Source organism: Synechococcus sp. CS-205, assembly GCF_025128255.1.
Lineage (GTDB): Bacteria > Cyanobacteriota > Cyanobacteriia > PCC-6307 > Cyanobiaceae > Regnicoccus_A.
The window spans coordinates 204,869-230,449 of record NZ_JAHLZB010000024.1; the positions used below are offsets into that span (position 1 = coordinate 204,869).

At 68.4% G+C, this 25,581-nt stretch carries 27 protein-coding genes and 1 riboswitch; of the genes, 11 read left to right on the top strand and 16 right to left on the bottom strand.

The window, feature by feature from the left end; genetic code table 11:
- Positions 1-702: a HupE/UreJ family protein gene (locus tag KQ297_RS06280; protein WP_259738642.1), complete on the bottom strand. Its 702-nt coding sequence runs from the start codon at positions 700-702 to the stop codon at positions 1-3.
- A 23-nt stretch (positions 703-725) separates the two neighbouring features.
- A riboswitch (cobalamin riboswitch) is annotated at positions 726-887 on the bottom strand.
- Positions 881-1,366: a pentapeptide repeat-containing protein gene (locus tag KQ297_RS06285; protein ID WP_255441314.1), complete on the bottom strand. Its 486-nt coding sequence runs from the start codon at positions 1,364-1,366 to the stop codon at positions 881-883. (Overlaps the previous riboswitch by 7 nt.)
- A gap of 106 nt (positions 1,367-1,472) precedes the next feature.
- Here KQ297_RS06285 and upp point away from each other — a divergent pair, with 106 nt between their 5' ends.
- From upp to glmU, 4 genes are read left to right on the top strand one after another with little or no spacing between them, the layout of a single operon-like run.
- Positions 1,473-2,156: a uracil phosphoribosyltransferase gene (upp, locus tag KQ297_RS06290; RefSeq protein WP_259738643.1), complete on the top strand. Its 684-nt coding sequence runs from the start codon at positions 1,473-1,475 to the stop codon at positions 2,154-2,156.
- A 36-nt stretch (positions 2,157-2,192) separates the two neighbouring features.
- The gene (gene aroA / locus KQ297_RS06295) at positions 2,193-3,542 is read left to right on the top strand and encodes a 3-phosphoshikimate 1-carboxyvinyltransferase (protein ID WP_259738644.1); all 1,350 of its coding nucleotides are present in this window, start codon (positions 2,193-2,195) and stop codon (positions 3,540-3,542) included.
- Between the two features lie 11 nt (positions 3,543-3,553).
- Positions 3,554-4,477: an MnmC family methyltransferase gene (locus KQ297_RS06300; protein WP_259738645.1), complete on the top strand. Its 924-nt coding sequence runs from the start codon at positions 3,554-3,556 to the stop codon at positions 4,475-4,477.
- 29 nt (positions 4,478-4,506) lie between these two features.
- Positions 4,507-5,859 (top strand): bifunctional UDP-N-acetylglucosamine diphosphorylase/glucosamine-1-phosphate N-acetyltransferase GlmU, encoded by a 1,353-nt coding sequence (gene glmU, locus KQ297_RS06305; protein ID WP_259738719.1) that lies wholly within the window; start codon positions 4,507-4,509, stop codon positions 5,857-5,859.
- Here the strand turns inward: glmU and murF are convergent.
- Genes murF through KQ297_RS06325 form a run of 4 tightly spaced genes read right to left on the bottom strand, consistent with a single transcriptional unit; the run spans position 5,828 to position 10,269 of the window.
- Entirely contained in the window at positions 5,828-7,279 is a 1,452-nt protein-coding gene (murF, locus tag KQ297_RS06310) for a UDP-N-acetylmuramoyl-tripeptide--D-alanyl-D-alanine ligase (protein WP_259738646.1), read from the bottom strand. The genes glmU and murF overlap by 32 nt on opposite strands.
- 4 nt (positions 7,280-7,283) lie before the next feature.
- A complete protein-coding gene (locus tag KQ297_RS06315) occupies positions 7,284-8,000 on the bottom strand; it encodes a hypothetical protein (protein WP_259738647.1) in 717 nt (238 codons plus the stop codon).
- A 2-nt stretch (positions 8,001-8,002) separates the two neighbouring features.
- On the bottom strand, positions 8,003-9,556 hold the full coding sequence (gene glgA, locus KQ297_RS06320) for a glycogen synthase GlgA (RefSeq protein WP_259738648.1): 1,554 nt from the start codon (positions 9,554-9,556) through the stop codon (positions 8,003-8,005).
- A 53-nt stretch (positions 9,557-9,609) separates the two neighbouring features.
- Entirely contained in the window at positions 9,610-10,269 is a 660-nt protein-coding gene (locus KQ297_RS06325; protein WP_259738649.1) for a L,D-transpeptidase, read from the bottom strand.
- 331 nt (positions 10,270-10,600) lie between these two features.
- Between KQ297_RS06325 and KQ297_RS06330 the strand changes: the two genes are divergently transcribed.
- Entirely contained in the window at positions 10,601-10,990 is a 390-nt protein-coding gene (locus tag KQ297_RS06330; protein WP_259738650.1) for a hypothetical protein, read from the top strand.
- 35 nt (positions 10,991-11,025) lie between these two features.
- On the opposite strand, the gene menB is transcribed toward KQ297_RS06330, so the two are convergent.
- A complete protein-coding gene (gene menB / locus KQ297_RS06335; protein ID WP_399251327.1) occupies positions 11,026-11,922 on the bottom strand; it encodes a 1,4-dihydroxy-2-naphthoyl-CoA synthase in 897 nt (298 codons plus the stop codon).
- Positions 11,922-13,793, bottom strand: coding sequence for a 2-succinyl-5-enolpyruvyl-6-hydroxy-3-cyclohexene-1-carboxylic-acid synthase (menD, locus tag KQ297_RS06340; RefSeq protein WP_259738651.1), 1,872 nt, complete (start codon positions 13,791-13,793; stop codon positions 11,922-11,924). Before menD ends, menB begins: the two co-directional genes overlap by 1 nt.
- 50 nt (positions 13,794-13,843) lie before the next feature.
- Between menD and lepB the strand changes: the two genes are divergently transcribed.
- On the top strand, positions 13,844-14,419 hold the full coding sequence (gene lepB, locus KQ297_RS06345) for a signal peptidase I (RefSeq protein ID WP_259738652.1): 576 nt from the start codon (positions 13,844-13,846) through the stop codon (positions 14,417-14,419).
- A 53-nt stretch (positions 14,420-14,472) separates the two neighbouring features.
- The gene (locus KQ297_RS06350) at positions 14,473-14,820 is read left to right on the top strand and encodes a DUF760 domain-containing protein (RefSeq protein ID WP_259738653.1); all 348 of its coding nucleotides are present in this window, start codon (positions 14,473-14,475) and stop codon (positions 14,818-14,820) included.
- A gap of 31 nt (positions 14,821-14,851) precedes the next feature.
- On the opposite strand, the gene KQ297_RS06355 is transcribed toward KQ297_RS06350, so the two are convergent.
- From KQ297_RS06355 to KQ297_RS06380, 6 genes are all read right to left on the bottom strand, one after another.
- Positions 14,852-16,030 (bottom strand): DUF4336 domain-containing protein, encoded by a 1,179-nt coding sequence (locus KQ297_RS06355; RefSeq protein ID WP_259738654.1) that lies wholly within the window; start codon positions 16,028-16,030, stop codon positions 14,852-14,854.
- Positions 16,027-16,866, bottom strand: coding sequence for a metal ABC transporter permease (locus KQ297_RS06360; RefSeq protein WP_259738655.1), 840 nt, complete (start codon positions 16,864-16,866; stop codon positions 16,027-16,029). The genes KQ297_RS06355 and KQ297_RS06360 overlap by 4 nt, the downstream gene beginning before the upstream one ends.
- Positions 16,866-17,669: a metal ABC transporter ATP-binding protein gene (locus KQ297_RS06365; RefSeq protein WP_259738656.1), complete on the bottom strand. Its 804-nt coding sequence runs from the start codon at positions 17,667-17,669 to the stop codon at positions 16,866-16,868. The genes KQ297_RS06360 and KQ297_RS06365 overlap by 1 nt, the downstream gene beginning before the upstream one ends.
- A 4-nt stretch (positions 17,670-17,673) precedes the next feature.
- Positions 17,674-18,597 carry a metal ABC transporter substrate-binding protein gene (locus KQ297_RS06370; protein WP_399251358.1) on the bottom strand — a complete coding sequence of 308 codons (924 nt, stop codon included), beginning with the start codon at positions 18,595-18,597 and terminating at the stop codon, positions 17,674-17,676.
- A 205-nt stretch (positions 18,598-18,802) separates the two neighbouring features.
- Positions 18,803-19,879, bottom strand: a complete 1,077-nt coding sequence (psbA, locus tag KQ297_RS06375) for a photosystem II q(b) protein (RefSeq protein ID WP_259738657.1) — start codon at positions 19,877-19,879, stop codon at positions 18,803-18,805.
- Positions 19,880-20,090: 211 nt separating this feature from the next.
- Positions 20,091-21,488 (bottom strand): YcjF family protein, encoded by a 1,398-nt coding sequence (locus tag KQ297_RS06380; RefSeq protein ID WP_259738658.1) that lies wholly within the window; start codon positions 21,486-21,488, stop codon positions 20,091-20,093.
- 103 nt (positions 21,489-21,591) lie between these two features.
- Here KQ297_RS06380 and KQ297_RS06385 point away from each other — a divergent pair, with 103 nt between their 5' ends.
- The 4 genes from KQ297_RS06385 (at position 21,592) to KQ297_RS06400 (ending at position 24,626) form a co-directional block, all read left to right on the top strand.
- The gene (locus KQ297_RS06385) at positions 21,592-22,122 is read left to right on the top strand and encodes a hypothetical protein (RefSeq protein ID WP_259738659.1); all 531 of its coding nucleotides are present in this window, start codon (positions 21,592-21,594) and stop codon (positions 22,120-22,122) included.
- Between the two features lie 12 nt (positions 22,123-22,134).
- Positions 22,135-22,662, top strand: coding sequence for a hypothetical protein (locus KQ297_RS06390; protein ID WP_259738660.1), 528 nt, complete (start codon positions 22,135-22,137; stop codon positions 22,660-22,662).
- Complete coding sequence (gene trpS, locus KQ297_RS06395) at positions 22,659-23,675, top strand: tryptophan--tRNA ligase (protein WP_259738661.1); 1,017 nt, start codon at positions 22,659-22,661, stop codon at positions 23,673-23,675. The genes KQ297_RS06390 and trpS overlap by 4 nt, the downstream gene beginning before the upstream one ends.
- Positions 23,676-23,918: 243 nt before the next feature.
- Positions 23,919-24,626: a glycoside hydrolase family 104 protein gene (locus tag KQ297_RS06400; protein ID WP_259738662.1), complete on the top strand. Its 708-nt coding sequence runs from the start codon at positions 23,919-23,921 to the stop codon at positions 24,624-24,626.
- On the opposite strand, the gene KQ297_RS06405 is transcribed toward KQ297_RS06400, so the two are convergent.
- Entirely contained in the window at positions 24,627-25,070 is a 444-nt protein-coding gene (locus KQ297_RS06405; RefSeq protein ID WP_259738663.1) for a TM2 domain-containing protein, read from the bottom strand.
- A 41-nt stretch (positions 25,071-25,111) separates the two neighbouring features.
- Positions 25,112-25,486, bottom strand: a complete 375-nt coding sequence (locus tag KQ297_RS06410) for a DUF2605 family protein (protein WP_259738664.1) — start codon at positions 25,484-25,486, stop codon at positions 25,112-25,114.
- Between the last annotated feature and the right edge of the window lie 95 nt (positions 25,487-25,581).

Genomic DNA, 25,581 nt, shown 5'->3' on the forward strand with positions numbered 1-25,581 from the left:
TCAGGGCACCAGCTGGGTCCAGGCGAACGTGGCGCCGATTCCGATCAGCAAGCCCGCCACCAGACGCAGGTTGGCGGTCTGAAGGCTCTGGGCCCAGGAGCGCACCACGGTGACGGCGATGATCAACAGGGCACCCTGGCTGATCAGCAGGCCGAGAAGATACAGACTCTGGGTCCCGATCGACCATGCGAGCACCGGCTGGCTGAGCACGCTGCCGTGCAGCGCGATGGCGGGCAGCAGGATCCAGCGGGGCCAGCGGCCCAGCACCACCAGGCCTGTGGCCACCAGCGAGAGGGCCACCAGCAGCTCGCTGCCGGGTAACACCGGCAGGATCAGGCCCAGGGCGGTGGAGCCCAGGCCGATCGCCAGCAGGGCGATCACCCAGCGCAGCGGTTGCTGCAGTCCGACCAGGCCGAGGCTCAGCAGGAAGAGCAGGTGGTCTGGGCCGAGCAGGGGATGCCCCAGACCGCTGAGGAACCCAGCCAGGGCTCCTTCCTGCAGCCCGACCGTGTCCATCAGGTGGTGGGCAGAGGCCGGCGCCGCCATCAGCACCAGCGGCACCAGTCCCACCAGGGCGATCAGGTGCAGGGGACGGGGGCCAGCAGGACACTCACGCTGGACCCGTTGTTGCCGCCGAGGAGCTTGCTGAGAAGGACGGGCTGGCTGCCGCAGCGGAGCCGGGTCCCGAGAAAGGGAGGTCATGGTCTGGAGTTCCGGTCCGCGCCGGCACGAGAGGGAGAACCGGCGGGTGTTCTGACTGGCGCGTGCGGCGGCGGTTGACCGGAGCACGGGCTTCACAGCTGCGGGACAGTGCCGGAGTTGCACCGGACTTTCCCCCTTGCCCCCGGTGGCTGTTCTCCACCGGAACCGGACTCGAATGTTACCGGCACCCCAGGCTTTCCACGGTGGAGACCCCTGTGCTGGGGTTGATGCCGTCGGCGCGGGAGCAGAGGGCCTTGAGTTGAGAGAGATCCAGCACCGCATCGCTGAAGTCGGCCCCCTCGATCGAGGCGCCGGTGAAGCGGCTCTGCATGAGCATGGCGTTGCGCAGCACCGCTCCGCTCAGATCGGCTCCATCGAAGCGGGTGGCGAAGGCCACGGCGTCTTCGAGGTTGGCCTCACGGAGGTTGGTGTTGGTGAGGTCGCTCGAATTGAACACGGCCCCGCGCAGGTCACTGCCACTGAGGTCGTAACCGCCCATCGAGGCCTTGAGGAACTCCTGCTGGTGCAGATCACGGCCCCGCATGTCGGGCTGAAGGTCCTGGAGGGCACGCTGGCCCCTCAGCTCCGGAGCCGTGATCGCCCGGGCGCTCTCCACCCCGGTGAACAGGGCGCCGCCCACCAGCACGATCAGGCCCGCCAGCAGCGCCAGCCAGCGCCCAGGCGCGGGCCGGAAGCCTGAAGGGTGGGGCCCGGAAACCCGAGGGGCAAGCGGCACGTCGCACGTAGCGTGACGCCCCAAGCTATGGCACATGAGCATGTCGTTGCGGGTGGTCGTTCCACCCCATCCCCTGATCGCCCACTGGCTCACACTGCTGCGGGATCAGGAGACTCCCTCCCCGCTGTTCGCCACCGCCATGGCCGAGCTGGGACGCTGGCTCACCTACGAAGCGGTGCGCGACTGGTTGCCCCAGCGACCGGTGGCGGTCCAGACCCCGCTCGCCCTCACGGAGGGGATGGTGGTGGATCCGTCCGTGCCGGTGCTGGCGGTGCCTGTGCTGCGCGCTGGACTTGGCTTGTGGCAGGGGGGGCAGGCGGTGCTCCCCTCCGCCCGGGTGGCCCATGTCGGTCTGGTGCGGGATGAACGCACGGGTGAGGCCGACTGCTACCTCGACGCCCTGCCCCAGCGGATCGGCGAGCGGGTGGGGGTGATGGTCTTCGATCCGATGCTGGCCACCGCCGGCAGCCTGATCCAGGTGCTCGAGCGTCTGCAGGCCAGGGGGGTGAGCGGTCAGCGGCTGAGGGTGATCACGGCCCTGGCGGCCAGTTCAGGCTTGGGGACCCTCGGCAAGCGGTTTCCGGATCTCACCGTATACACCGCCTGCGTGGATCCCGAGCTGGATGAGGCCTTCCGCATCGTTCCCGGTCTGGGGGATGCCGGTGATCGGCTCTATGGGTCCCAGTCGCCCGTGTTTCCAGCGGAAGCTCAGCCCTAGGCTCCCCCGATTGACCCTCCTCACCACCCCCTTCGCATGGCCGTCGCTCCTGCATCCGGCAGCCCCCTGACCCTGGGCTCCAACGCCGGAGCAGGCCCTGGCGGCAGCCTGCGCGGCACGGTGCGGGTGCCAGGCGACAAGTCGATTTCCCACCGGGCCCTGCTGTTCGGCGCCATCGCCGAAGGCGAGACCCGCATCGAGGGCCTGCTGCCCGCCGAGGACCCCCTCAGCACCGCCGCCTGCCTGCGGGCCATGGGGGTCACGATCAGTCCGATCGAAGCGGGTGAACCGGTGCTGGTCCAGGGGGTCGGGCTCGATGGCCTCAGGGAGCCCGAGGACGTGCTCGACTGCGGCAATTCCGGCACCACCATGCGCCTGATGCTGGGGCTGCTGGCCGGGCGCAGCGGACGTCACTTCGTGCTCAATGGCGACGCCTCCCTGCGCCGGCGGCCGATGGCCCGGGTGGGGCAGCCCCTGGCCGCCATGGGCGCCCTGATCCGTGGGCGGGCGGGTGCCAACCTGGCCCCTCTGGCGATCGAAGGCACCCAGCTCCACGGCGCGGTGATCGGCACTCCCGTGGCCTCGGCCCAGGTCAAATCGGCCCTGCTGCTGGCGGCCCTCACGGCCAGCGGCTCCACCACCGTGATCGAGCCGGCCCGCTCGCGTGACCACAGCGAGCGCATGCTCAGAGCCTTCGGTGCCGAGCTGGAGGTGGACGGTGAGATGGGACGCCTGATCCGGCTCCATCCCGGGGCCTCGCTCCATGGTCTGCCGGTGGTGGTGCCCGGCGACATCAGTTCGGCTGCCTTCTGGCTGGTGGCCGCCGCCATCACCCCGGGAGCCGAGATCACCGTGGAGAATGTGGGCCTCAACCCCACCCGCACCGGCATCCTCGAGGTTCTCGAGCAGATGGAGGCGCGTCTGGAGGTGCTCAACCCCCGCGACGTGGCCGGTGAGCCGGTGGGGGATGTTCGGGTCAGCCATGGCCCGCTGCAGGCGTTCGAGATTTCCGGGGATCTGATTCCCCGCCTGGTGGATGAGATTCCGATTCTGGCGGTGGCCGCCTGCTGCGCCGAAGGGGTGAGCCGCATCCGTGATGCCGAGGAACTGCGGGTGAAGGAAACCGATCGCCTGGCGGTGATGAGCCGCCAGCTGGGGGCCATGGGGGCCTGCCTGCAGGAAACCGCCGACGGCCTGGTGATCGAGGGGGGGCGCCCGCTCCGCGGCGCCGAGGTCGACAGTGAAACCGATCACCGGGTGGCGATGAGCCTGGGGGTGGCCGCCCAGGTGGCGGGTGGGACCACCCGGTTGCATCGCAGTGAGGCGGCGGCGGTCTCGTACCCAGGCTTCTGGGACGATCTGGCGCGCCTGCAGGCGGAGGCCTGAGGCCAGGCGGGGTGACCTTCGGCAGTCAGGGAACGGCCCATCTGAGCCCCCGCTTCAGCGGCGACGGCAGTTTCAGTCTGTACAGCGTCGAGTACGGGGAGGGGTTTCACTGCCGCAGCGGCGCCCTGCTCGAGGCGCAGCGCACCTTTGTCAGGCCCGCCCAGCTGGAGCGCTTCTGTGCCGGTGAGGAGCTCTGGGTGGTGGATGTCTGCGTGGGACTGGGCACCAACAGCGCCGCCCTGCTCGAAGCGGCAGCCCCCCGCGGCCTGCGCCTACGCTGGTTCGGGCTAGAGATCGATCCGGCCCCTCTGGCCCTGGCTCTGGCGGAGCCGAGCTTTTGTGCCCAGTGGCAGGCCCAGCTGGGGCTTGATCTGCTCCGGCAGCTGCGGGACACCAGCTGCTGGCGGAGCTCCCACGGCCAGGGGCAGCTGCACTGGGGTGATGCCCGCCAAGCGATCGAAGCGGTGCTGGAGTGCTCAGCTGGTCGCTGCGATCTGGTGATGCTGGATGCCTTCTCGCCGCGCCATTGCCCCCAGCTCTGGAGCCAGGAGTTCCTGGCAGCGCTGGCCGCGTTGCTGGCCCCACGGGGGCGTCTGCTCACCTACTGCTCGGCCGCCGCACCCCGCCGCAGCCTGGCGGCGGCGGGCCTGCAGGTGGCGGCGCTGGGATCCGTGGGCGCCGCTGCAGGCCAGGCCTGGAGCCAGGGGACCGTGGCGTCTCAGGCTCTGGAAGCCACCTCGCGCTGGTGGCGGCCCCTCTCGGCGATGGAGCTGGAGCATCTGGCCAGCAGGGCCGGCGAGCCCTACCGCGACCCGGAAGGACAGGCCGATGGGGCGACGATTCTGGCCAGCCGTCAGCGGGCCCAGGCCCTGAGTGACGCCGAACCGGCCAGTGCCTGGCGGCGGCGCTGGGGGCTGCAGGGAGGAGACCGGTAGATTCCGTGCCCAGCCGCCTTGATCCGCCGATGCTCGCCGTTGCCGTGCTGGCCGCCGGAAAGGGCACCCGGATGAAGAGCGATCTCCCCAAGGTGCTCCAGGCCCTGGCGGGCTCCACCCTGGTGGAGCGGGTGCTGGCCAGCTGCCGCCACCTCGATCCCCAGCGGCAGGTGTTGATCGTGGGTCACCAGGCCGAGCGGGTGCGCTCCGCCCTGGCCGGCCTGGAGGGCCTGGAGTTCGCGCTGCAGCAGCCCCAGAACGGCACCGGCCATGCCGTGCAGCAACTGCTGGCTCCTCTGGCTGAGTTCGAGGGGGAGCTGCTGGTGCTCAACGGCGATGTGCCCCTGCTGAGGCCCGCCACCCTGGAGTCGCTGCTCGAGCGGCACCGGGCCTCAGGGGCCGCGGTGACCCTGCTCACGGCTCGCCTGGCTGATCCCAGTGGCTACGGGCGCGTGTTCACCGATGGCCAGGGTCAGGTGGAGGCGATCGTGGAGCACCGCGACTGCAGCGAGGAGCAGCGCCGCAATGACCTCACCAATGCCGGCATCTATTGCTTCAACTGGCGCGCCCTGGCGGCGGTGCTGCCGAAGCTGAGCACCGACAACGACCAGGGGGAGCTCTACCTCACCGACACGGTGGCGATGCTCAGCCCCGCCGTGCATCTGGAGGTGGAGGACCCCGCCGAGATCGCAGGCATCAACGACCGCCTGCAGCTGGCCCAGTGCGAGGCAGCCCTGCAGGAGAGGCTCAGGCGCCACTGGATGGCCGAGGGGGTGAGCTTCGTGGATCCCGCCAGCTGCACCCTCAGCGATGACACCCGCTTCGGTCGGGACGTGCTGGTGGAGCCCCAGTGCCATTTCCGGGGCAGCACCAGCATCGGCAGCGGTTGCCGCATCGGCCCCGGTTGCCTGATCGAGGACAGCCAGCTCGGCGATGGGGTGCAGGTGCTCTATTCCGTGCTGCGCGGGGTGAGCGTGGCCGATGGTTGTGTGGTGGGTCCTTTTGCCCAGCTCAGGGCGGGCGCCCGCCTGGAGAGCGGCTGCCGCATCGGCAATTTCGTGGAGGTCAAGAACAGTCATCTCGCCGCCGGCTGCAAGGCCAACCACCTCAGCTATCTGGGCGACGCCGATCTGGGGGCCGAGGTGAATGTGGGGGCGGGCACGATCACCGCCAACTACGACGGCGTGCGCAAGCACCGCACCGTGATCGGCGCCGGCAGCAAGACCGGCGCTAACTCGGTGCTGGTGGCACCGATCGTGCTGGGTGAGGGCGTGACCGTGGGGGCGGGCTCCACCCTCACCCGTGACGTGCCGGCCGGCGCCCTCGCCCTGGCTCGCGCCCGTCAGCTGATCAAGGCCGACTGGAGCCCGCCGCGGGGCTGAGCCCCTGCTCCAGCAGCGGCAGCAGGCGCTCGAGGGCCACCCCCCGGCTGGCCTTCAGCAGCAGGTGATCACCTGGCTCCAGCCAGCCCAGCAGCGCCTGGGCGGCTTCCTCCGGGGAGTCGAGTCGTTGCAGACGTCCCAGGCCGGCGGCCCCCGCCAGCAGGGCTTCCCCTTCAGGGCCCCCCGCCACGATCACCAGGCCATCGAGCCCGAGGGCTCTGGCCCGCTCCCCCACCCGGCGGTGCAGCTCGGAGCTCTGTTCCCCGAGCTCGAGCATGGTGCCCAGGGCCGCGAAGCGACGGCCCGCCTGGGCCGAGAGCAGATCCAGGGCCGCCAGCATCGCTTCGGGGGAAGCGTTGTAGGTCTCATCCAGCACCTCGATCCCCCTCAGCCGGATCCGCCGGCTGCGTCCGCCCGGCAGGGCCACCTCCAGGTGGCGCAGCTGCAGAGGATCCACCCCCAGTTCGCTGGCCACGGCCAGGGCCAGCAGCAGGTTGCGGGCGTTGTGGCGGCCCGGCAGCGGCAATTCGGTGCTGTACTGCGTGCCCCCCGGCTCCGCCTGCCCCCAGATCAAGCGGTCGCCGTCGGCGCTGGCCTGGAGGCGGCCCAGCAGCTGGGCTGGCTGAGGACCCGGGGGGTCGTCGTGGAGGGCGACGCGGATCACCCGCCCGCTCCAGACGGCGGCGAGGCTGGCCTCGAGCAGGGGGTCACCGGCCGGGATCACCACCAGTCCATCGGGACGCAGGGCCGCTACGATCTCGCACTTCGCGGTGGCGATCGCCTCGCGGCTGCCCAGCCGGCCGATGTGGGCGGTGCCGATGTTGGTGATCACGGTGATGTCGGGCTCGGCGCAGCGGCTGAGCCGCTCGATCTCCCCCAGACCGCGCATCCCCATTTCCACCACCACGGCCCGGTGATCCCCGCCGGCCTTGAGCAGGGTGAGGGGCACGCCGATGTCGTTGTTCTCGTTGCCCACGCTGGCCAGCACCGGACCGAGTGGGGACAGCACGGTGCGGATCAGCTCGCGGGTGGTGGTCTTGCCGGCAGAGCCGGTCACGGCGATCACCGGGGCGATGCCCTGGCGGCGCCAGAGGCGCCCCAGCTGCTGGTAGGCCTCCTGGGTGTCGTCCACCAGCCAGATCCGGCCGCCGCTGGAGCGCACCAGGGCTTCGGCCTGCTCGGTGCTGAGGCGGTCACGCTGGGCCAGGGCGGCCAGCGCCCCCTGCTCCAGGGCCGCTGCCAGGAAGCGGTGGCCATCAAAGCGCTCCCCCACCAGTGGCACGAACAGGCAGCCAGGTTTCAGTTCGCGGCTGTCGGTGCAGACCCCGCTGAAGCTGGCGTCCGGATCGGCGGGAGCCGCTTCGATCGGCGCTCCCCAGAGCTCCACCAGGTTCTCCAGCCGCATCGGTTCCGCTCGCATCGGATCAATCGAGCAGAATCATGCCGCCGCCCACGACCGCATTCCGGCCCAGTTCCGCGCCGCCGCCGTCGATCAGCCGCAGCCGCTCGTAGCCGAGGCCAAGGGCCTGGTGCCACCACTGCTGCGCCAGCCGTTGCCGCTCGGGCTCCGCCAGGGCCTTGAAGGCCTGCGAGATCCGCAGCTCCAGCAGCGCGGCGATGCCGCTCTCCGGTGCCGCCATCACCAGCCCTGAGTCGTCGCTGAAGCCCGGGGGCAGCGCGATCGCTTCAAGGCCGGGACTGGGTGCGACCGGTTCGGGCGGCTCCGCCTCGCGCAGCTCTGGCTCTGCCACAGCAGGAGATTCCAGGGATGGCTCCGTGGCTTCCACCCCTGCCGCAGTTCCTTCAGCCCGGAATGCGGAACTGGGTGCGATCGGCAGCGATTCAATGGGGGCCTCGGCCGGCGTTTCTGCCGGGGTCTCAGCGCTGGGCGAACGCAGCAGTTGCACGGCAACCCCGCCCCCCAGCGTCAGCAGGAGCAGAGCCAGCAGCAGGGCCGGCCAGAACAGCGTGGCCTGGCGCCGGGGCCAGAACGGAGGCACCGGCAGATCCCCCTCCCACTGGCGGCGCCACAGCCGCCTGAGGGCCAGCAGGCAGCTGGCGGCCACGGCGCGCAGGTCCCTCCCCAGGGCCCGCCAGGGATTTTCGTAGACGACCGGCAGCTCGGAGCCGGAGCGCTCCATGCTCAGCTCTGGCCGCGGCGCAGCAGGGCGGAGAGGGGGTTGCGCGGGCCACCGCCTTCCGGCCTGGAGGGCTTGGCTGCAGGTTCAGCTGTCTTGGCTGGGGCACCCCCCGGGCTGAGGCTGGGATCGGCCTCCTGGCCGAGGGAGAACTGCTCCACGTCGCCGGCGGATGGGGTGGGCTGCTTGACCCCACGCACATCGCGGTACATGGCGTCGTAGTCGAGCGCCGAGCGGGTCCAGCTGTGGTCGACGGCCATGGCGCGCAACTGCAGCTCCCTCCAGCTTTGGCTGTGGCGGTAGGCCTCCCAGGAGCGCACAATCGCGGTGTAGAAGTCGACCGGCTCATAACGATCGAAGCAGAAGCCGGTGCCGCTGTGGGTGGCGGGCACGTGGGGCTGGACGGTGTCGACCAGGCCGCCCACCTTGCGCACGATCGGGATGCAGCCGTAGCGCATCGCCAGCATCTGGCTGATGCCGCAAGGCTCGAAGCGGCTGGGCATCAGGAAGGCATCGGCGCCGGCGTAGATCAGCCGTGCCAGGGCATCGTCGTAGGTGAGGAACACCGAGAAGCGGCCGGGATGGCGGGAGGCCATCTGCCAAAGGCCTGATTCATAGCTGCGATCGCCCGTACCCAGCACCACGATCTGACTGTCGGAGTAGGCGAGCACCCGGTCGGCCACCTGCAGCAGCAGGTCCACCCCTTTCTGGTCGACAAGACGGCTGACCATCCCCATCAGGTAGGTGTCGGGATTGGCCCCCAGCCCCATGCGCTCCTGCAGCACCTGTTTGTTGGTGGCCCTCGGCGCCATGTCGGTGGCGTTGTAGCGGGCAGGCAGCAGGCTGTCGCTGGCTGGATTCCAGGCTTCGGTGTCGATGCCGTTGAGGATGCCGCGCAGCTTGCCGCTGATGTAATTCAGCAGGCCATCGAGGCGTTCGCCGTATTCGGGGGTGCGGATTTCCTGGGCATAGGTGGGCGAGACGGCATTGACCCGATCGGCATAGAGCAGGGCGGCGGCCATGGTGTGGTCCCCCTGCATGTACCAGGGAATCCAGGTCATGCGCTCGAGTTTCCAGCGCCAGGGGCCCTGATATTCGAGGTTGTGGATGGTGAAAACGGTGCTGATTTCAGGGTCCTGGTGCATCCAGACCGGGATCATGCCCGTGTGCCAGTCATGGCAGTGAAAGACCTCCGGTTTCCAGTGGTTCCAGGCGAATTCGGCGGCGGCGTTGGCAAAGAAGGTGAAGCGCCAGTCCTCATCTTCTCCGCCGTAGATGCGCTCCGGATCGAACACCGGATGACCGACCAGATACAGCGGCAGCCCATGAACTGGATGCTGTGTTTCGTAGACGGCGAAGTCGTTGCCCATCGCCCAGCCACGAAAGACGGGCTCCGAGGGGATCTTCAGGCGGCTCCAGAGCTTTCCGTAACCCGGCATGATCGTGCGCACGTCGTGGCCCAGGGCTGCCACCGCTGGCGGCAGGGATCCCACCACATCACCCATGCCCCCCACCTTGATCATCGGGGCGCACTCGGCGGCGGCGAACAACACGCGCATGGGGAGAACCCAGGGAAGGGCCGAACTCTACGTTTCCTGCCCTGTGAGAATCCTCAGGGCAGGACCGTGACAACGGTTCCCATGCGCACCAGCTCGAAGAGGTCGCGCACGTTTTCTTCGTACATGCGCACGCAGCCGTGGGAGACCGCCTGGCCGACGGTCTCCCGATGGGGGGTGCCGTGGAAGCCGGCGGTGACACAGCCCTTCACCTCAAGATGCTGCTGACCGTTGAACCCGCGTTTGCCGGCGCAATCGCGGTGGAAGCCGATCCAGCGGCTTCCCAGGGGGTTGTTCGGCCCTGGGGGGTAGAGCTTGCCGCTCACCGGGTGCTTCCAGACCGGATCGGGCGCCATTTCGATCACCTGGAAACGGCCCAGGGGGGTTTCCCAGCCCGGCATGCCCACGCCCACCGGGAAACGGCGAAGCTCGCGGCCATCTTCGATCACCACCACCTGCCGCTTGCTCCGGTGGATCACCAGGCTGCGTTCAGGGCGTGGTGAGCTGATCGCCACTTCGGCGTCTCGCCGCGCCTGCGGCTTCGGCTGAGGTTGCGGTTGCGGTTGCAGAGCCGGGGTGTGGGGGAGCGCCACAGGGGGATGCCATCTCCCTGGAGCCGAGGCGGGAGGCTGGACCTCCGCCAGGGCTCCGGCTGGTCCCAGCAGTCCGCCACCGAGAAGCAGGGTCACCAGGGGGAACATCGAGCGGGGAGGCACGGTCAGGCGTCTGTTCAGAAGCTTTTGAATCCAGCTTAAGGAGGTGGCTCCTGAGCAGGCTGTCAGCAGATTGCAATCAACTCCTGCGCTGTCTCGAGGCCGGGAGCTGCCAACGATCTACTGGGTTCTGGATGGTTCGAAAGAGGAGATCTGTGTGGTTTCACGTTTCTGAGATGGCTGCAGGGACTCGATCTGCAGCCGACTTTGTTGTTCTGCGGTCGGCTGAATGGTTGCTGCCGCTGATCTGGCTGACAACCCGCGACGCCAGCTCGCGAAATCGAGCTGTTTGGCTCCAGGGGCCACTGTGTCAGTGCCTTCCGCTGCTCAACCCATGACTGCCGCTCCCTATCTGATCGCCCTGGCCCTGCTGGAGCAGGGGGGGCAGCGGGCGATGCCACTGCAGGGGAAATCGTTGCCAGAGCCCGTGCCGGCCGACGGTGATCCTGGCGACGTCGGCCGCCAGCAGGCCCTTGAGCTGCTGGTGCGGGTGTGGCAGCGCAGTGAGGGGGGAGCCCTGCGCCGGGCGGCCGGCGAGCACAGCCTGCTGCTGCTGGAGTTGCCGATCGAGGCCTTACAGGAGACCTTGCCCGCGATCAAGGCCCGGTGGATCGCCACCGGCGACAACATGGCTCTGTTGCAACAGCTGAGGGAGCTGGCGGGTGGGCTCTGGACCCTCGGACTCGAGCGCCGTGAGCCGCTCTGCTTCCGGCGGCTTCAGTAGTTGCTCCGGTCCGGTGGCTTGATGGCCATCGGGGTTCAGGGCAACCAGGGTGAATCGCTGAAGTCGGGATCGCGCTTCTCCAGGAAGGCATTGCGGCCCTCCTGACCCTCGGCGGTTCGATAGAAGAGATGGGTGGCCTGGCCCGCCAGTTCCTGGATGCCGGCCAGGCCATCGGTTTCAGCGTTGAAGGAGGCCTTGAGGCAACGGATCGCCGTGGGGCTGTGCTGCAGCACCTCCCGGGCCCAGCGCACCCCCTCGGCCTCGAGTTCCTGCAGTGGCACCACCGCGTTCACCAGGCCCATGGCCAGGGCCTCCTCGGCGTTGTAGCGGCGGCAGAGGAACCAGATTTCCCGGGCCTTGCGCTGGCCCACCAGGCGTGCCAGATAGCCGGCGCCGAAGCCGCCGTCGAAGCTGCCCACCCGCGGCCCTGTCTGGCCGAACGCCGCGTTCTCCGCCGCCAGGCTGAGGTCGCAGAGCAGATGCAGCACCTGGCCGCCGCCGATGGCATAGCCCGCCACCAGGGCGATCACCACCTTGGGCAGGGAGCGGATCTGGCGTTGCAGATCGAGCACGTTCAGTCGCGGCAGGCCGCTGTCATCGAGGTAGCCGCCATCGCCGCGCACGCTCTGGTCCCCGCCGGAGCAGAAGGCGTAGCCCCCGTCGGGCGCCGGCCCCACGCCGGTGAACAGCACCACCCCCACTCGCGGGTCGTCGCGCACCCGGCTGAAGGCGTCGTGGAGCTCCACCACCGTGCGTGGGCGGAAGGCGTTGCGTTTGGCCGGACGGTTGATGGCGATGCGGGCGATTCCCTCATCGCAGAGGTCAAAGCGGATGTCGTCGTAGCTGGCGGCGGGCTGCCAGCGCACCATGCTCTCCCCCGGCAGCACCGGGCCGGGGCTTGGGACGTCAGCCGGCGTGGGATCGGCGCTCATCACAGCGGAGGCTGGGGAGGAGCCATTCTGAGCTGCGGGCGAGGGCAGTCCTGGCGCAAGCGCTGGCGCAGCTGGGCATCGGCGAAGCGGTCGGTTTTCACCTCCAGCAGGGCCACCGGCTGCTGCTGTGCCCAGGCCAGGGCCTCCCCCAACTCCGCCAGGGCCGCCACCCGACGCCAGGGCACCCCATGGGCGGCCGCCAGGACGGTGTGCTCCAGCGGCTGCCCCATGGCGAACAGGCGCTCGAAATCCAGGGGCGGCGAGGCCCGGATCGGCAGTTGCTCGAAGATGCCGCCGCCTCCGTTCTCGATCAGCACCACGGTGAGCTGGCCCCGCAGCTGGTGGTGCCAGAGCCAGCCGTTGCTGTCGTGGAGCAGGGCCAGGTCGCCGCAGAGCAGCACCAGCCCACCGAGGCTCTCCGCCAGACCGGCCGCCAGCGAGAGCGTGCCATCGATTCCCGACGCCCCCCGGAATCCGTACAGGGGCCTGGCGGGGCCGCTGGGATCGGAGAAGCTCTCCCAGTCACGGACGGGGCTGCTGCTGGCCAGCATCACCGCCAGGCCAGGCGGCAACAGCCTGCTGAGGGCCCGGGCCAGGCTGGGCTCATCGGGCCTGGCGGCGCTGGTCTGCTGCTGCAGCTGCCTGTTCAGCCAGCTCTGGGTGCTTGTTTCGGAGGTCCGCCAGCGGGCCAGGAAGTCCTGGTTGGCCCTGGTGCCGGTGCTTCCCTGCCAGAGCGCGGCGGGCAGGGCAGCGCTCCAGGCCTCCAGCCCACCGCTGTGGCGCGCCATCGCTGTGCCCAGGGGATCAAGATCACGCGGATCCGCTTCGCTGATCAGCACCTGATGGCCGCCGCTGGCTGAGAGCCAGGCCTGCAGCCGCCGGCTGGCCGGCAGCGGCCCCAGCCTCAGCATCTGCCCAGGGGCCAGGGCGGGATCGGGGTCCTTGAGGATCAGGTCGTAGCCGGCCACCAGCTGCAATCCCGCCTGACCCCGCAGGCCAGAGAGCCCATCCGCCAGCAGTGGCCAGCCACTGCGCTGCTGCCAGCGCCCTGCCGCGGCGGCGAAGCCGGGCCAGTGCTCGGGCCTGCCCCGCCAGGGTCCCGCCACGATCACGCCGGGGCGATCGGGATCCAGGCCGAGCAGGTGATCGCTGCCCTTGGTTTCGCCGGCGCTGGCCGGCTCAGCGGGGCTGACTTCGGGATCCTGGCCCGATCCACCACTGATCTCTGCAGCGCTCCGATCGATCGCACCAAGCTCATCGACCAGCCGTTGCAGGGCCTCCGCTCCGGCATGGAGCGGCTCCTCGAAGGGCAGATTCAGGTGCACGGGCCCCATCGGAGCGGCCAGGGCCATCCGATGGGCCCGCCTGGCCAGGGCCTGGAGGGCAGCGCGGTCCATGGCGTCCAGGCCCCGGTTGTCGCCCTGGCCGAACCAGCGGCAGCAGGGGGCGAGGAATGCCTCCTGGTTCACGGTCTGATTGGCTCCGCGATTCTTGAGCCGCAGCGGACGGTCGGCGCTGAGCAGCAGCAGCGGAATGGCGCCGCTGTCGGCTTCCACCACAGCGGGCAGAAGGTTGGCCACGGCGGTCCCGGAGGTGGTGATCACCACCGGCGGTTTGCCCTCGGCCCTGGCCAGGCCCACGGCGAAGAACCCCGCCGATCGCTCATCGATGGCCGTGTGCAGCTTCAGCCCCAGGTGCTGCAGCAGCCCGGCCGCCGCCGCCAGGGGCCCCGAGCGGCTGCCCGGGCAGAGCACGACCCGCTCCACCCCAAGCGCCAGCAGCGCCAGCAGCAGGTGCGCCGCTGCCCTGAGGTTGGCCTCGGCCCGTTCACCCTGCCGTCTGGGCTGCTCCTGGCTCACCGGGTCCGCCACCGCTTCAGGATGGAGCGATCATGCCCAATCCCCCTCCATCTCCTTCGGCCATGTCCCCGTCGGGCGCCAGCCGCCGCTGGGGCGTGGCTCGCCAGCTGATTCCCCTGCTGCTCTGGGTGGGGGTGGCCCTGCTGCTGCGCTGGCAGGTGATGGAACCCCGCTGGATCCCCTCCGGCTCCATGCTCCCCACCCTTCAGCTGGAGGACCGGATCCTGGTGGAGAAGCTCAGGCCCCGGCTGGTTGCAACCCTGCCGCGGGGGTCGATCGTGGTGTTCCATCCACCCGATCCTCTGCTCGCCGCCGGTTACGACCCTCGGGCCGCCCTGATCAAGCGGGTGGTGGGGGTGCCTGGCGATCGGATTGAGGTGGCTGATGGTGAGCTGCGGCGCAACGGTGTGGTGGTGAGCGAGCCCTGGCGGGCTGAGCCGATCGATTACGAGCTCCCTCCGCTGACCGTGCCGGCTGGGCATCTGCTGGTCATGGGGGATAACCGCAATGCCAGCCTCGACTCCCACCTCTGGGGCCCCCTGCCGTCCGACCACGTGATCGGCACGGCCGTCTTCCGTTACTGGCCCCTGCGCCATCTGGGCCCGATACGGTTCTCACCCACCACCGGGACTGGGTGAGCTGAAAGCTTGCGTTATGGTGCAGCCTCAGAAACGGATCACGCCGGAGGGGCATGTTCAACCCGGAGTTCCTGACCACCGACAGCGAAGCGATCAGCGGCAATTCCCTGATCGAATACCTGCAGGATCAGTCACCCGATGTGCTTCAGCGGGTTGCACGCTCAGCCAGCGGCGACATCCAGGACATCATTCGCCATAACGTTCAGGGCCTGCTGGGGATTCTTCCCGGTGAGCAGTTCGAAGTGAAGATTCAGACCAGCCGCGACAATCTCGCCGGTCTGCTTGCTTCCGCCATGATGACCGGCTACTTCCTGCGCCAGATGGAGCAGCGCATGGAGCTGGAAACCACGCTCTTCGGAGAGGGTGGTCTGGATGCCGACCCGGGCGAACTCAAGCTCTGAGATCCTCCCGATCAGCGCCCAGGCCCCCTGATCAGCTCACTGGGTCGCTCGGCACCACTCCCCAGCGCACCAGGGCCTGATCGATGCCGGCCAGATACGCCCAGGAGCCCTCCGACGGAGCCCAGGCCCGTTTGTCGAGCGCCGCTGCCAGAGCCAGCAGATCGTCTCCGCAGCAAGCCACCGGAGCGTCGTAGTGCGCTGGCACCAGCCAGCGCAGCTCCTTCAGCGTGCCCAGGTTTTCGAGCCAGTGGATCAGGGCCTCCCGGCAGCGCGGGAACACCAGACGCTCCAGCACTGGTGCCACCTGCAGGCGCGGCTGCCCGTCAGGGCCCAGCAGGGACCTGAACTCCTGCTCCCAGCCGGGCGCCCAGCGAAAGGGATAGAGGCCGAAGTAGGCGCTCGGATGGCGCAGGCCCGGTTGCAGGGCCTGGCTGAGCACCTCTTTGATCCCAGGCACTGATACGGACTCGGGGCGCAGGTAGGAGGCGAACAGCACCATCCGCCACCAGCCGCGCCGTCGTTGCTCAGGGCTGTCGGCCAGAGGCTGATCGCCCCTGTCACGGCCATGGAAGAGAAGCGGAGTGGGGTCGGCCTCGAACAGCTCAGGCGGCTCCGGCGGGATGGCCACCAGGGCGTCGGTGACCAGCAGGCTCCCACTGGCTCGGTGCAGACAGGCCACCTCCATGAACGTGCCTGCCCCCAGATCGAGGGGGCCGAGCGGGTGCCAGGAGAGTTCCTGCCCGTGGGGCACACCATCCTCGAAGAGCACCCGCGTACGGGAGGGGGGGAACCCCAGCCAGGGGAGCGGCAGCGTCAGTGGAAAACTCCATTGCCTGGGGCTCACCCACACCTCCGCCTGCGGGAAGGCCCTGGCCATGGCCGGCACCGGCAGTTTGTGCTCCAGGCCCGAGCTGGTGGGCAGCACGATCGTGCGCACGGCTCCATAGCGCTGCTCCAGGGCCCGCAGCTCCCCCAGCAGCTCCTCGGTGGGGGCCACCGGGGCGTACAGCAACAGGCCCGCTCGCAGACGCAGCACCGTCATGCGGATCGGCACTGCCACGTAGAGAATCCCCTGCAGTTGCTCGAAGCTCCAGACCTGAGCGGGGATCAGTGTGCGCACCAGGGTGCGGCGAAGGCCGTAGGGGTAGAGGGGCAGCAGGGGCCACCAGGGCCAGCTCCGGCTTGGCCTTGGCTGCTCCACCGGCGTCAACGGCGCTGCTGGGCCAGCAGGCCGTGCCGGGGGGCGAACAGGAAGCTGAGCAGAAACAGCCCCGTCTGCACCAGCACGATGCAGCCCGCCGTGGACGCATCCATCCAATAGCTCCAGTAGATGCCCAGCACGCTGGAGAGAACGGCTGAGCCGATGGCGATCCAGGTCATCCGGTCGAAGCGGTCGGTGAGCAGGTAGGCGGTGGCTCCCGGTGTCACCAGCATCGCCACCACCAGAATGATGCCCACGGTCTGCAGGCCGGCCACTGCTGCCAGGGAGAGCACCGAGAGCAGCAGATAGTGGAGGAAGCCCGTGTTCACCCCGATCGAGCGGGCGTGGGTGGGGTCGAAGCAGAACAGGATCAGGTCGCGCCGGAACAGCAGCAGCAACGCCAGCACCAGCAGGCTGATCAGCACGGTCTGCCGGATGTCGTCGCCGCTGATGCCCAGCACGTTGCCGAACAGGATGTGGGTGAGGTCGATGGTGCTGCGCACCTTTGAGACCAGGGTGAGACCCAGTGCGAAGAACCCGGTGAAGACCAGGCCGATCACCGTGTCCTCCTTGATCCGGGTCATCTGCTTGATATAGCCGATCACGGCAACCGAGCCCACCCCGAACACGAAGGCCCCCAGGGCGAAGGGCAGGTTCAGCGCATAGGCGATCACCACCCCCGGCATCACGGCGTGGGAGACCGCATCCCCCATCAGGGCCCAGCCCTTGAGGGTCATGAAGCAGGAGAGCAGCCCGCAGACTCCCGCCACCAGAGCGCTCACCAGAAGGGCCCGCACCATGAAGTCGTGGCGCAACGGCTCCAGCAGCCAGACCAGGGGATCCATCAGGGCTCGCTCCCCGTTTCCGGCTGTGGCTCCACTCCCGGGCTGGTCAGCAGTTGCGCCGGACTGCCGCCGAAGGTCCGCGCCAGGTTCTCTTCAGTGAACACCTCGGAGGTGTCGCCGTAGGCCAGCACGGTCTTGTTGATCAGCACCACCTCATCGCAGAAACCGGTGACATGGGAGAGGTCGTGGGTGGAGATCAGCAGGGTGCGTCCCTCGGCGCGGAACTGCTGGAACAACTCGATCATCAACCGCTCCGTGCGGATGTCGACGCCGGCGAAGGGCTCATCGAGCAGCAGCACCGAGGCGCCCTGAGCCAGGGCCCGCGCCAGGAAGGCCCTTTTGCGCTGACCGCCGGAGAGTTCACCGATCTGGCGGTGGCGCAGGTTCCAGAGCTCCACCCGCTCGAGGCTTTTGCGCACGGCCCGGTGGTCGTCACGGCCTGGAATGCGCAGCAGGTTCATGCCGCCGTAGCGGCCCATCATCACCACGTTGGCCACGTGGATCGGGAAATTCCAGTCGACGCTCTCCATCTGGGGCACGTAGGCCACTGCCTGACGACGCAGGGCCTGACGCAGGGGCAGGCCGTTGATGCTGATCTCCCCCTGGGAGGGGCGCACAAAGCCCATCAGGGCCTTGAACAGGGTTGATTTGCCGGCTCCGTTGGTGCCCACCAGGCCACAGATGCTGCCGGCATTCACCTTCAGAGAGACATCGTGGAGGGCCACGACCCCGTGGTAGCTCACGCAGAGGTGGCTGACGCGGATGCGCTCGGCGTTGGGGGCCAGGTCGGGGTGGGCGGCCATGCGATCAGCTTCCCTTCAGGCCCTTGATCAGGGTGCTCACGTTGTGGCGCTGCAGCTTCAGCAGGGTCGGGGCGTCCCCCTGCGGCGAGGAGAGCGAATCGACGTAGAACACACCACCGAAGCGGGCACCGCTCTGCTGGGCCACCTGGCGTTGCACCTTGTCGCTGACGGTGCTCTCACAGAAGACAGCCGGCACCTGCCGCTGGCGCACGGTGGCGATCAGCCGCGCCATCCGCTGGGGGGTGACCTGGGACTCGGCATTCACCGGCCAGAGGTAGGCCTCATCGAGGCCGTAGTCCTTCGCCAGGTAGGTGAAGGCCCCCTCGCAACTGGCCAGCACCCGCCTGGCCGCCGGGATCGTGGCCAGCTCGCGGCGCAACTCCTGGTCGAGCGCCCGCAGCTGGCGGCGGTAATCCTCGGCGCGGCGGCGGTAATCCCCGGCGTTGGCCGGATCGAGCTGGCTGAAGGCCTCACGGATGTTGTCCACGTAGATCTCAGCGAGGCGAGGGGACATCCAGGCATGGGGATTGGGTTTCCCTTGGTAGGCATCCTCGGTGATCGGCAGGGGCGTGATCCCAGCGGTGAGGGTGGAACGCTTCAGCTTCGGCATTCCTGCCAGGAAGCGATCACTCCAGCGCTCCAGGTTCAGGCCGTTCTCCAGCACCAGCGAGGCTCCTGCGACCCGGCGCAGATCGCTCGGGGTGGGCTCGTAGCCATGGATCTCCGCCCCCAGCTTGGTGATCGATTCCACGCGGAGGTGATCACCGGCCACGTTGCGGGCCATGTCGGCCAGGACGGTGAAGGTGGTGATCACCAGTGGGCGATCATCGGAGCCACCGGCAGGGCTGGAGGGGGGCGAGGCGGCAGGTTCTGAGCCGCGGCAGCTCACCAGGGCCGGCAGCACGAGTGCGGCGATCAGCCAGCTCAGGGCCCCAGCGCCAGGGCTCCGGCCTGCGGCCGATGCCTCTCCCCCTGGACGAGATCCCAAACGCCGCCCCTCAGAGCCAACAATCCTAGAGAAGCCCTGTCCGCAACAACAGGCAGGCTGTTCACCCGGCAGCAAAAAGCCCCTGCCACAGGCAGGGGCTGGAACGATCCGGACTGTCGCTGCGAAGGAGCGGACCCAGCCTGGATCAGCCGATGGAGGGAGCGGTCAGTGCCAGGGGCACGATCTCGCTGGTGGCCAGATCCAGCGGGAAGTTGTGGGCGTTGCGCTCGTGCATCACCTCGAAGCCGAGGTTGGCACGGTTGATCACATCGGCCCAGGTGTTCACCACACGGCCCTGGGAATCCAGGATCGACTGGTTGAAGTTGAAACCGTTCAGGTTGAAGGCCATCGTGCTCACACCAAGGGCGGTGAACCAGATGCCGACCACAGGCCAGGCAGCCAGGAAGAAGTGCAGGCTGCGGCTGTTGTTGAAGGAGGCGTACTGGAAGATCAGGCGACCGAAGTAACCGTGAGCAGCCACGATGTTGTAGGTCTCTTCTTCCTGGCCGAACTTGTAGCCGTAGTTCTGGCTCTCGCTCTCGGTGGTTTCACGCACCAGGGAGGAGGTCACCAGCGAACCGTGCATGGCGGAGAACAGGGAGCCACCGAACACACCAGCCACACCCAGCATGTGGAAGGGGTGCATCAGGATGTTGTGCTCAGCCTGGAACACCAGCATGAAGTTGAAGGTGCCGGAGATGCCGAGGGGCATGCCGTCGGAGAAGGAACCCTGACCGAAGGGATAGATCAGGAAAACGGCGAAGGCGGCCGAGAGGGGCGCCGAGTAGGCGACGCAGATCCAGGGGCGCATGCCGAGGCGGTAGGAGAGCTCCCACTGGCGGCCCATGTAGCAGGCGATGCCGATCAGGAAGTGGAAGACCACCAGCTGGTAAGGGCCGCCGTTGTACAGCCACTCATCGAGGCTGGCGGCTTCCCAGATCGGGTAAAAGTGGAGGCCGATGGCGTTGCTGGAAGGAACAACGGCGCCGGAGATGATGTTGTTGCCGTACAGGAAGGATCCTGCGACGGGCTCCCGGATGCCGTCGATGTCGACGGGGGGAGCAGCGATGAAGGCAATGATGAAGCAGATGGTGGCTGAGAGAAGACAGGGAATCATCAGCACACCGAACCAACCGACATAAATGCGGTTGTCGGTGGAGGTGACCCACTGACAGAAGCTTTCCCAGGAGCCAGCGCGTCCGCTGCGAACGGCCGTGGTCATTGGAGGAATGAGGACGGGATGGATGCGCTTGTCGTGCTCTGGCTCGGATCGGGCTGAAGCAACCAAAACCCAGCTTGAGACGTAAGAAGCGCTCCCCAACGCTAAGTACAGCCCCTGAATTGGCCAGGAAATCCTTCGAAACGTTGTCTGTATTCGAATAACTTCATGAACTGCTTCATCAACTCGTCATGAAGCATTGGTTTTGAGCCGGTCAATCTGCTGTCCTGACCCCAGCACCGGGCTGGCTGAGCAGCCAGGCCTGCCCCTGCTGAAGAAATCCTTTCCAGTCGAGCCGTTCCGCTTCGGCAGCCCTGGCCACCAGCAGCGGGGCCTGCCGCTTGAGGGCCTGCAGGTCCATCTCGGCAACACCGCTGGAGAGGGCGAGCACGTCGGCCATCGCATGGGCCACCACCCGGGTGAGGTAGGCGGCGCTGAGGGCCTGCAGCGTTCCACCCACCAGCCAGGTGGTGCCCTCCAGCCGCATTGCGCTGAGCAGGGCCTGGCTGGTCCATTCGGTGATGCCCAGCGCCAGGGCTGCCTTGGCCAGTTCCGTGGCCGCTTCCCGCAGTTGCTGCATCTGCCAGGGGCAGGACCAGAGCTCGGCCATCTCCTTGAGCATCAGGCCGTTGGCCACGGCCAGCACCAGCAGATCGACGCTGGGCAGCGGAGCCGTGAACACCCCTGCGGCCACCAGCCACTGGGTTCGCCGCACCAGTCCCTCCAGGCGCTGACGCCGAAGGCCCTCCAGCAGGCTCTGCCATTCCCCATGGAGAGCCTCCAGGCAGCGAAGCTCGGTCTGCATCAGCAGGTTCCGGCCACGGGCCCGCAGCATCCGGCTGCAGGGCTCGAGCACCGCGCCGAGATCGTCGCCCTGGCCGCTCCAGAGGATCACCTGATCGGAAAGGTTCGCGGGCAGCTGGGCGCGCAACTCCTCAAGCAGGCCTGGCTGCGGCCCAGTGCAGGGGCTTGCCACCAGCAGGGCCACCGTCTGGTCCGCGGGGAGCGCTTCAAGCCAACGCAGATCAGCCGCCCGCAGAGGGGGCTCCAGGTGGAAGAGCAGCAGATCGCAGCGCTCGAACAGCTGCGGCCAGCGCCAGTCGGAGCTGTGGCCGCTCAGCGGGTGACCCCAATGCAGACAGAGCGGCAGGGGAGCCCTCAGGGCCTGCGTCAGCGCTGGCTGGAGGCCTGCGGGCGGCAGGGTCACCCCGGCAAGGCCCACCTGAAGTTGCCGGCGGGGTTGACGGTCGCGCAATTCCTGGAGCCGCTGCCTGCGCAACTGCTGGTCAGCAGCCGTTTCGGGGCCGGCGGGCCCTGCCTGGAGCTGCTCAAACTGCTCGAGCAATCCCTCCAGGCGCTCCATCCACCCGCTCCAGCTGGAGGGAAGGCGGGGCTTGATCGGTGTCCTGCCCCTGCTCAGCCACCACATCCCGGCGGCGGCGGCGGCGGCCATCACAGCTCCAGACCAGCTGCCATGCAGGCTGTCTCCTACTACCAGCCCACCCGCCAGCACCAGCGCCGCTGGCATCCAGGGCATCCCCGGCCGCCACGTCGCCGCCCTGGCTTCGCTGGAGTGATCGGCCTGGGCCTGGGAGGCGGCGGGAGTGGTCAAGGGGGTGGGGCTCTGCCGAAGCAGAGTCTCTCTAGCTCAGCCGACCAGTCCTGCACAGAGTGGCTGGATCACCCCCAGACTGGAGGAGTCGTGCGGCCTCGCCATGGTTGAGACGGCTCTGCCCACCAGTCTGAAGCTCACCCCACGTCTGGAGCTGCAGCTGGCCCGGCGCCTGCAAGGGCAGCAGCGGGAGGATCACTGGCACGGACGCCTGCCGGTGCTGCTGCTGGATCGTTGCTGGTTGCAGCTCCAGGAGGTGCCTGTGGAGCGGCTGGCGGCCCATCTGCCCCCGGATTGCACTGCCGCCGCTCCCGAGCTGGCGGCTTTTCGCCACTGGTGCAGGCAGGGCCTGAGTCCGGAAGCGGCCGAGGCCCACTGCTGGCAGGAGTTCGGTCAGGAGGCCTGCGGTCTGGCTCTGAAACGCCACTGGCAGGCCCAGGAGCGGGGTCATGGCGGTTGGACCCTGACGACGTATCTCGACTTCCTCTCCCGCTACCGCCGCTGCTTCGCCGCGGCGGGACCTCGGCCCTTGCCGCTGCTGGTGATGGCCCGTATCGGTAGTGGCGAGCCCCATCGGCTGCTCTGGCTTGTGGCCCCGGGAACGCTTGATGCGGCACACTTGCCCCCTGATTGAAGGGCTCCGGCGATGGCCGACGAGAACACAGCAGCAGTGCCCCAGCCTGAGCAGGAGCAGACCGCCCGCACCCGGCGGATCGAGTCAGGTCGTGGCGGCGGCGGCGGGCGTGATCGTGATGCCGGCGGTTTCCGCATCCGCCTGAGCGACAACGAGCTGCGGGCCGCCCATGCCATTCAGGAGGCCTTCCAGCTCCGCTCCACAGTGGCGGCACTGGGTTTCTCGATCCGAACCGTCGCCCAGTTGCTGGAGCAGGGGCAGCTTGAGGCCGTGCTGGCCGAGCACCGTGCCCATGGCGGTGGCGCCCGCCACGAAGGCGCTCCCCGAGACGGGCAACGTGCCCGCCGCGGAGCGGCCGAGGGTCGTGGTGAGCGGCGCTCCAGCCGACCGGATCCTTTCGCACGGCCCAGTCGCCCCCCGGCCCCTCCAGCTGAGGCGGAGAGCGACGAGACTGCGGATCAGAGCCCCGAGGCGGAGATCTCCCCTCCAGTGGATGACGCGCCTCAGCCCTCCGTCGAGGCGGCTGAGATCCAACCGTGAGCGGCAGGCCCCGGGTTCTCTCCGGTGTGCAACCCACCGGCGCACTGCACCTCGGCAACTGGCTCGGGGCCATTCGCAACTGGGTCAGCCTCCAGGACAGCCACGACACGTTCTTCTGTGTTGTCGACCTTCACGCCATCACCGTTCCCCACGACCCTGCGCTGCTGGCGGAGAACACCCGTCGCACGGCGGCCCAGTACCTGGCCAGTGGCATCGATCCGGCCCGCTCCTGTGTCTTCGTGCAGAGCCAGGTCACGGCCCACAGCGAACTCACCTGGCTGCTGAATTGCGTCACGCCGCTCAACTGGCTGGAGCGGATGATCCAGTTCAAGGAAAAGGCCCGCAAGCAGGGCGAGAACGTCTCGGTGGGGCTGCTGGACTATCCCGTGCTGATGGCGGCCGACATCCTGCTCTACGACGCCGATCTGGTGCCGGTGGGGGAAGACCAGAAGCAGCATCTGGAACTGGCCCGCGACATCGCGCAGCAGCGCATCAATGCCCGCTTCGCCCCGGAGGAGCGGCCGCTGCTGAAGGTGCCTGAGCCGTTGATCCTCACGGAGGGGGCCCGGGTGATGAGCCTGGCGGATGGGCGCAGCAAGATGAGCAAGAGCGATCCCAATGAGGGCTCTCGCATCAACCTGCTCGATCCCCCCGAGCTGATCACCCGCAAGATCAAACGGGCGAAAACCGATCCAGTGATGGGGCTGGAGTTCGACAATCCCGAGCGTCCGGAGGCCGGCAACCTGCTGGCGCTTTATGCCCTGCTGAGTGGGGTGGGCCGCGAGGTCGCCGCCCGGGAGTGCGCCTCGATGGGCTGGGGCCAGTTCAAACCCCTGCTGGCAGAGGCGGCTGTGGAAGCCCTGCGCCCCCTGCAGGAGCGCTACGAAGACATCCTCGCGGAACCGGGTTATCTCGATCAGGTGCTGCGCAGCGGCCGTGAGAGGGCCTCAGCAGTGGCGGAGGCCTCGCTGACGCGGGTGCGTGAGGCGATGGGATTTCTGCCGGCAAGCTGATCGTCGGCTTGAGATGGATCAGCGGCCCTGATCATCCAGCTCCCGGGCAGGGCTTGCTTCTTGAGTTGTGTGTGGTAACCCGGAGGATCAGGGCTCCAGTGCTGGCCCTGTTTCGGCCCTGGTGGGCCCGACGGAGCACGCGATCAGCACATCGAAGCCTAATTGTCCAGCCCTCGGCGACCACTGTTCCAGATGTGGTGTGCCAACCAGCACAGTTTCGGAATCTTTAAGAATTGATTCTGCATGGTTGGCAAGGGAACATCCCGTGGGCCCATCGACGCCCTGGGCAGCACCGCCCTGCTGCTGGTCCTGCCGGCCCTGATCTCCAGCCGCTACAGCTCGGCCCTGGCCGCCGTCCCCAGCCCTCCGGTCGCTGTTGCTGCCAGCTCCACCCCCTCCACCACGGAGCCTGAGGCCAAGCCGGAGACGCTCGTGCCGCCCACCTCGGAGAACGCCGCCCGCTACGACCTCACCCCCCATCGCAGGGCCCTGCTGGCCACGATCCGCTTCGCGGAGGGCACATGGGCCGACGGTTCTCCCCGGGGCTACCGCACCCTCTATGGAGGCCAGCTGGTGCCTTCTCTGGAGCGCCACCCCGACACCGTGGTTGTGAAGCGCTACGCCAGTGCCGCCGCCGGGGCCTATCAGATGTTGCCCGCCACCTGGAGATCGGCCAGCCGGAGTCTGAGTCTGCGCGGCTTCGGGCCCGCCAACCAGGACCAGGCGGCGCTCTACCTGGCCGATCAGCGCGGGGCCCTCGAGCTGATCGACCGGGGCCAGCTCTGCAACGAGGCGATGGCGCGCCTGGCCGGAGAGTGGGCCTCCTTCCCCCTGCACCACGGCGGCAGTGCCTACGGCCAGCCGGTCAAGAGCGCCACCCAGCTGCGCCGCTTCTTTCAGCAGCAGCTCGATCGCCAGCCACCGCAGCTGGCGGACAGCCGTCTGGGTTGATCAGGGCTCCCGGTAGACCACCCGGCCCCGCTCGTCGTTGCCCACATCCAGCAGATCGTCGTGCAGAAGCCGCTCGATTTCCTGGCGGACTGTCTCGCGGGGGGTGTCGCGGGGGAGCTTGCACTCCAGCAGGGCATCGTTGTATGTGAAACCGCTCGCGCCGGCCCTGCGGGCCAGCGACAACAGCTGGAGATCCAGGGGTGGCAGGGTCGTTCCAGCGGGATCACTGGCCTCAAGGGCCTCCAGGGCTTCCGCCAGCAACAGGGGCTGGTTGGCCTGATCCACCAGCTCCGGGATCAGAAACAGATCCACCAGCTGACCGATGTAGCAGAGGCCGAAGGTGAGCAGCCAGAGGGTCCCGCTCACGGGCTTACGGGCATAGAAGCGCTGCAGGCCGCAGATCCCGAACAAACCCAGGGCCCAGAGCAGATACCCAGGCGCCACCTGGCGGTGGCGCGGTGTGATCGATCGAGATCTTGGGCGGTTCAAGACTTGGGGGGTGGGGGCAGCTCGGGCAGCACAACCCCCGCCTGGCGCAGCTCAGACGAGAGGTTCCAGACGCTCAGCACCAGCCGGTGCCAGGGGGCCATGGCCTGCATGTCGAGGGCCATGCTCACCGGCGCGGCCGAACGCAGGGTCCGCGCGGCCACCAACTCCTTGCGGGCGGTCTGCAGGCGCTCGCAGAGGGCGTTCTGCTCGACGGTGGCCAGCACGGAGGCGGGACAGTGCTCCAGCAGCACCAGACCGCGCTGGAACCAGAAGTCGAAATCCACCAGGAGCGAGCCCAGCAGCTGGTCCAGCAGCTCGCCCGCTGCCCCAGGAATCGGGGTCGAATCCGGTGTGGAGGGAACGTCACTCACCGCTCAAGCTTAGGAATCGATGGGCCGGCGAGGCTGAATCCGGTGCGTAGGATCGGCCCTGGCCTCGCCGAATTCCGTGTCCCCAAACCCGTCGA

Coding starts and splice junctions, on each gene's coding strand:
- KQ297_RS06280 (WP_259738642.1), bottom strand. CDS start 702: ATGACCTCCCTTTCTCGGGACCCGGCTCCGCTGCGGCAGCCAGCCCGT.
- upp (WP_259738643.1), top strand. CDS start 1,473: ATGAGCATGTCGTTGCGGGTGGTCGTTCCACCCCATCCCCTGATCGCC.
- aroA (WP_259738644.1), top strand. CDS start 2,193: ATGGCCGTCGCTCCTGCATCCGGCAGCCCCCTGACCCTGGGCTCCAAC.
- glmU (WP_259738719.1), top strand. CDS start 4,507: ATGCTCGCCGTTGCCGTGCTGGCCGCCGGAAAGGGCACCCGGATGAAG.
- murF (WP_259738646.1), bottom strand. CDS start 7,279: ATGCGAGCGGAACCGATGCGGCTGGAGAACCTGGTGGAGCTCTGGGGA.
- KQ297_RS06315 (WP_259738647.1), bottom strand. CDS start 8,000: ATGGAGCGCTCCGGCTCCGAGCTGCCGGTCGTCTACGAAAATCCCTGG.
- glgA (WP_259738648.1), bottom strand. CDS start 9,556: ATGCGCGTGTTGTTCGCCGCCGCCGAGTGCGCCCCGATGATCAAGGTG.
- KQ297_RS06330 (WP_259738650.1), top strand. CDS start 10,601: ATGACTGCCGCTCCCTATCTGATCGCCCTGGCCCTGCTGGAGCAGGGG.
- menB (WP_399251327.1), bottom strand. CDS start 11,922: ATGAGCGCCGATCCCACGCCGGCTGACGTCCCAAGCCCCGGCCCGGTG.
- lepB (WP_259738652.1), top strand. CDS start 13,844: ATGTCCCCGTCGGGCGCCAGCCGCCGCTGGGGCGTGGCTCGCCAGCTG.
- KQ297_RS06350 (WP_259738653.1), top strand. CDS start 14,473: ATGTTCAACCCGGAGTTCCTGACCACCGACAGCGAAGCGATCAGCGGC.
- KQ297_RS06360 (WP_259738655.1), bottom strand. CDS start 16,866: ATGGATCCCCTGGTCTGGCTGCTGGAGCCGTTGCGCCACGACTTCATG.
- KQ297_RS06365 (WP_259738656.1), bottom strand. CDS start 17,669: ATGGCCGCCCACCCCGACCTGGCCCCCAACGCCGAGCGCATCCGCGTC.
- psbA (WP_259738657.1), bottom strand. CDS start 19,879: ATGACCACGGCCGTTCGCAGCGGACGCGCTGGCTCCTGGGAAAGCTTC.
- KQ297_RS06385 (WP_259738659.1), top strand. CDS start 21,592: ATGGTTGAGACGGCTCTGCCCACCAGTCTGAAGCTCACCCCACGTCTG.
- KQ297_RS06390 (WP_259738660.1), top strand. CDS start 22,135: ATGGCCGACGAGAACACAGCAGCAGTGCCCCAGCCTGAGCAGGAGCAG.
- KQ297_RS06400 (WP_259738662.1), top strand. CDS start 23,919: ATGGTTGGCAAGGGAACATCCCGTGGGCCCATCGACGCCCTGGGCAGC.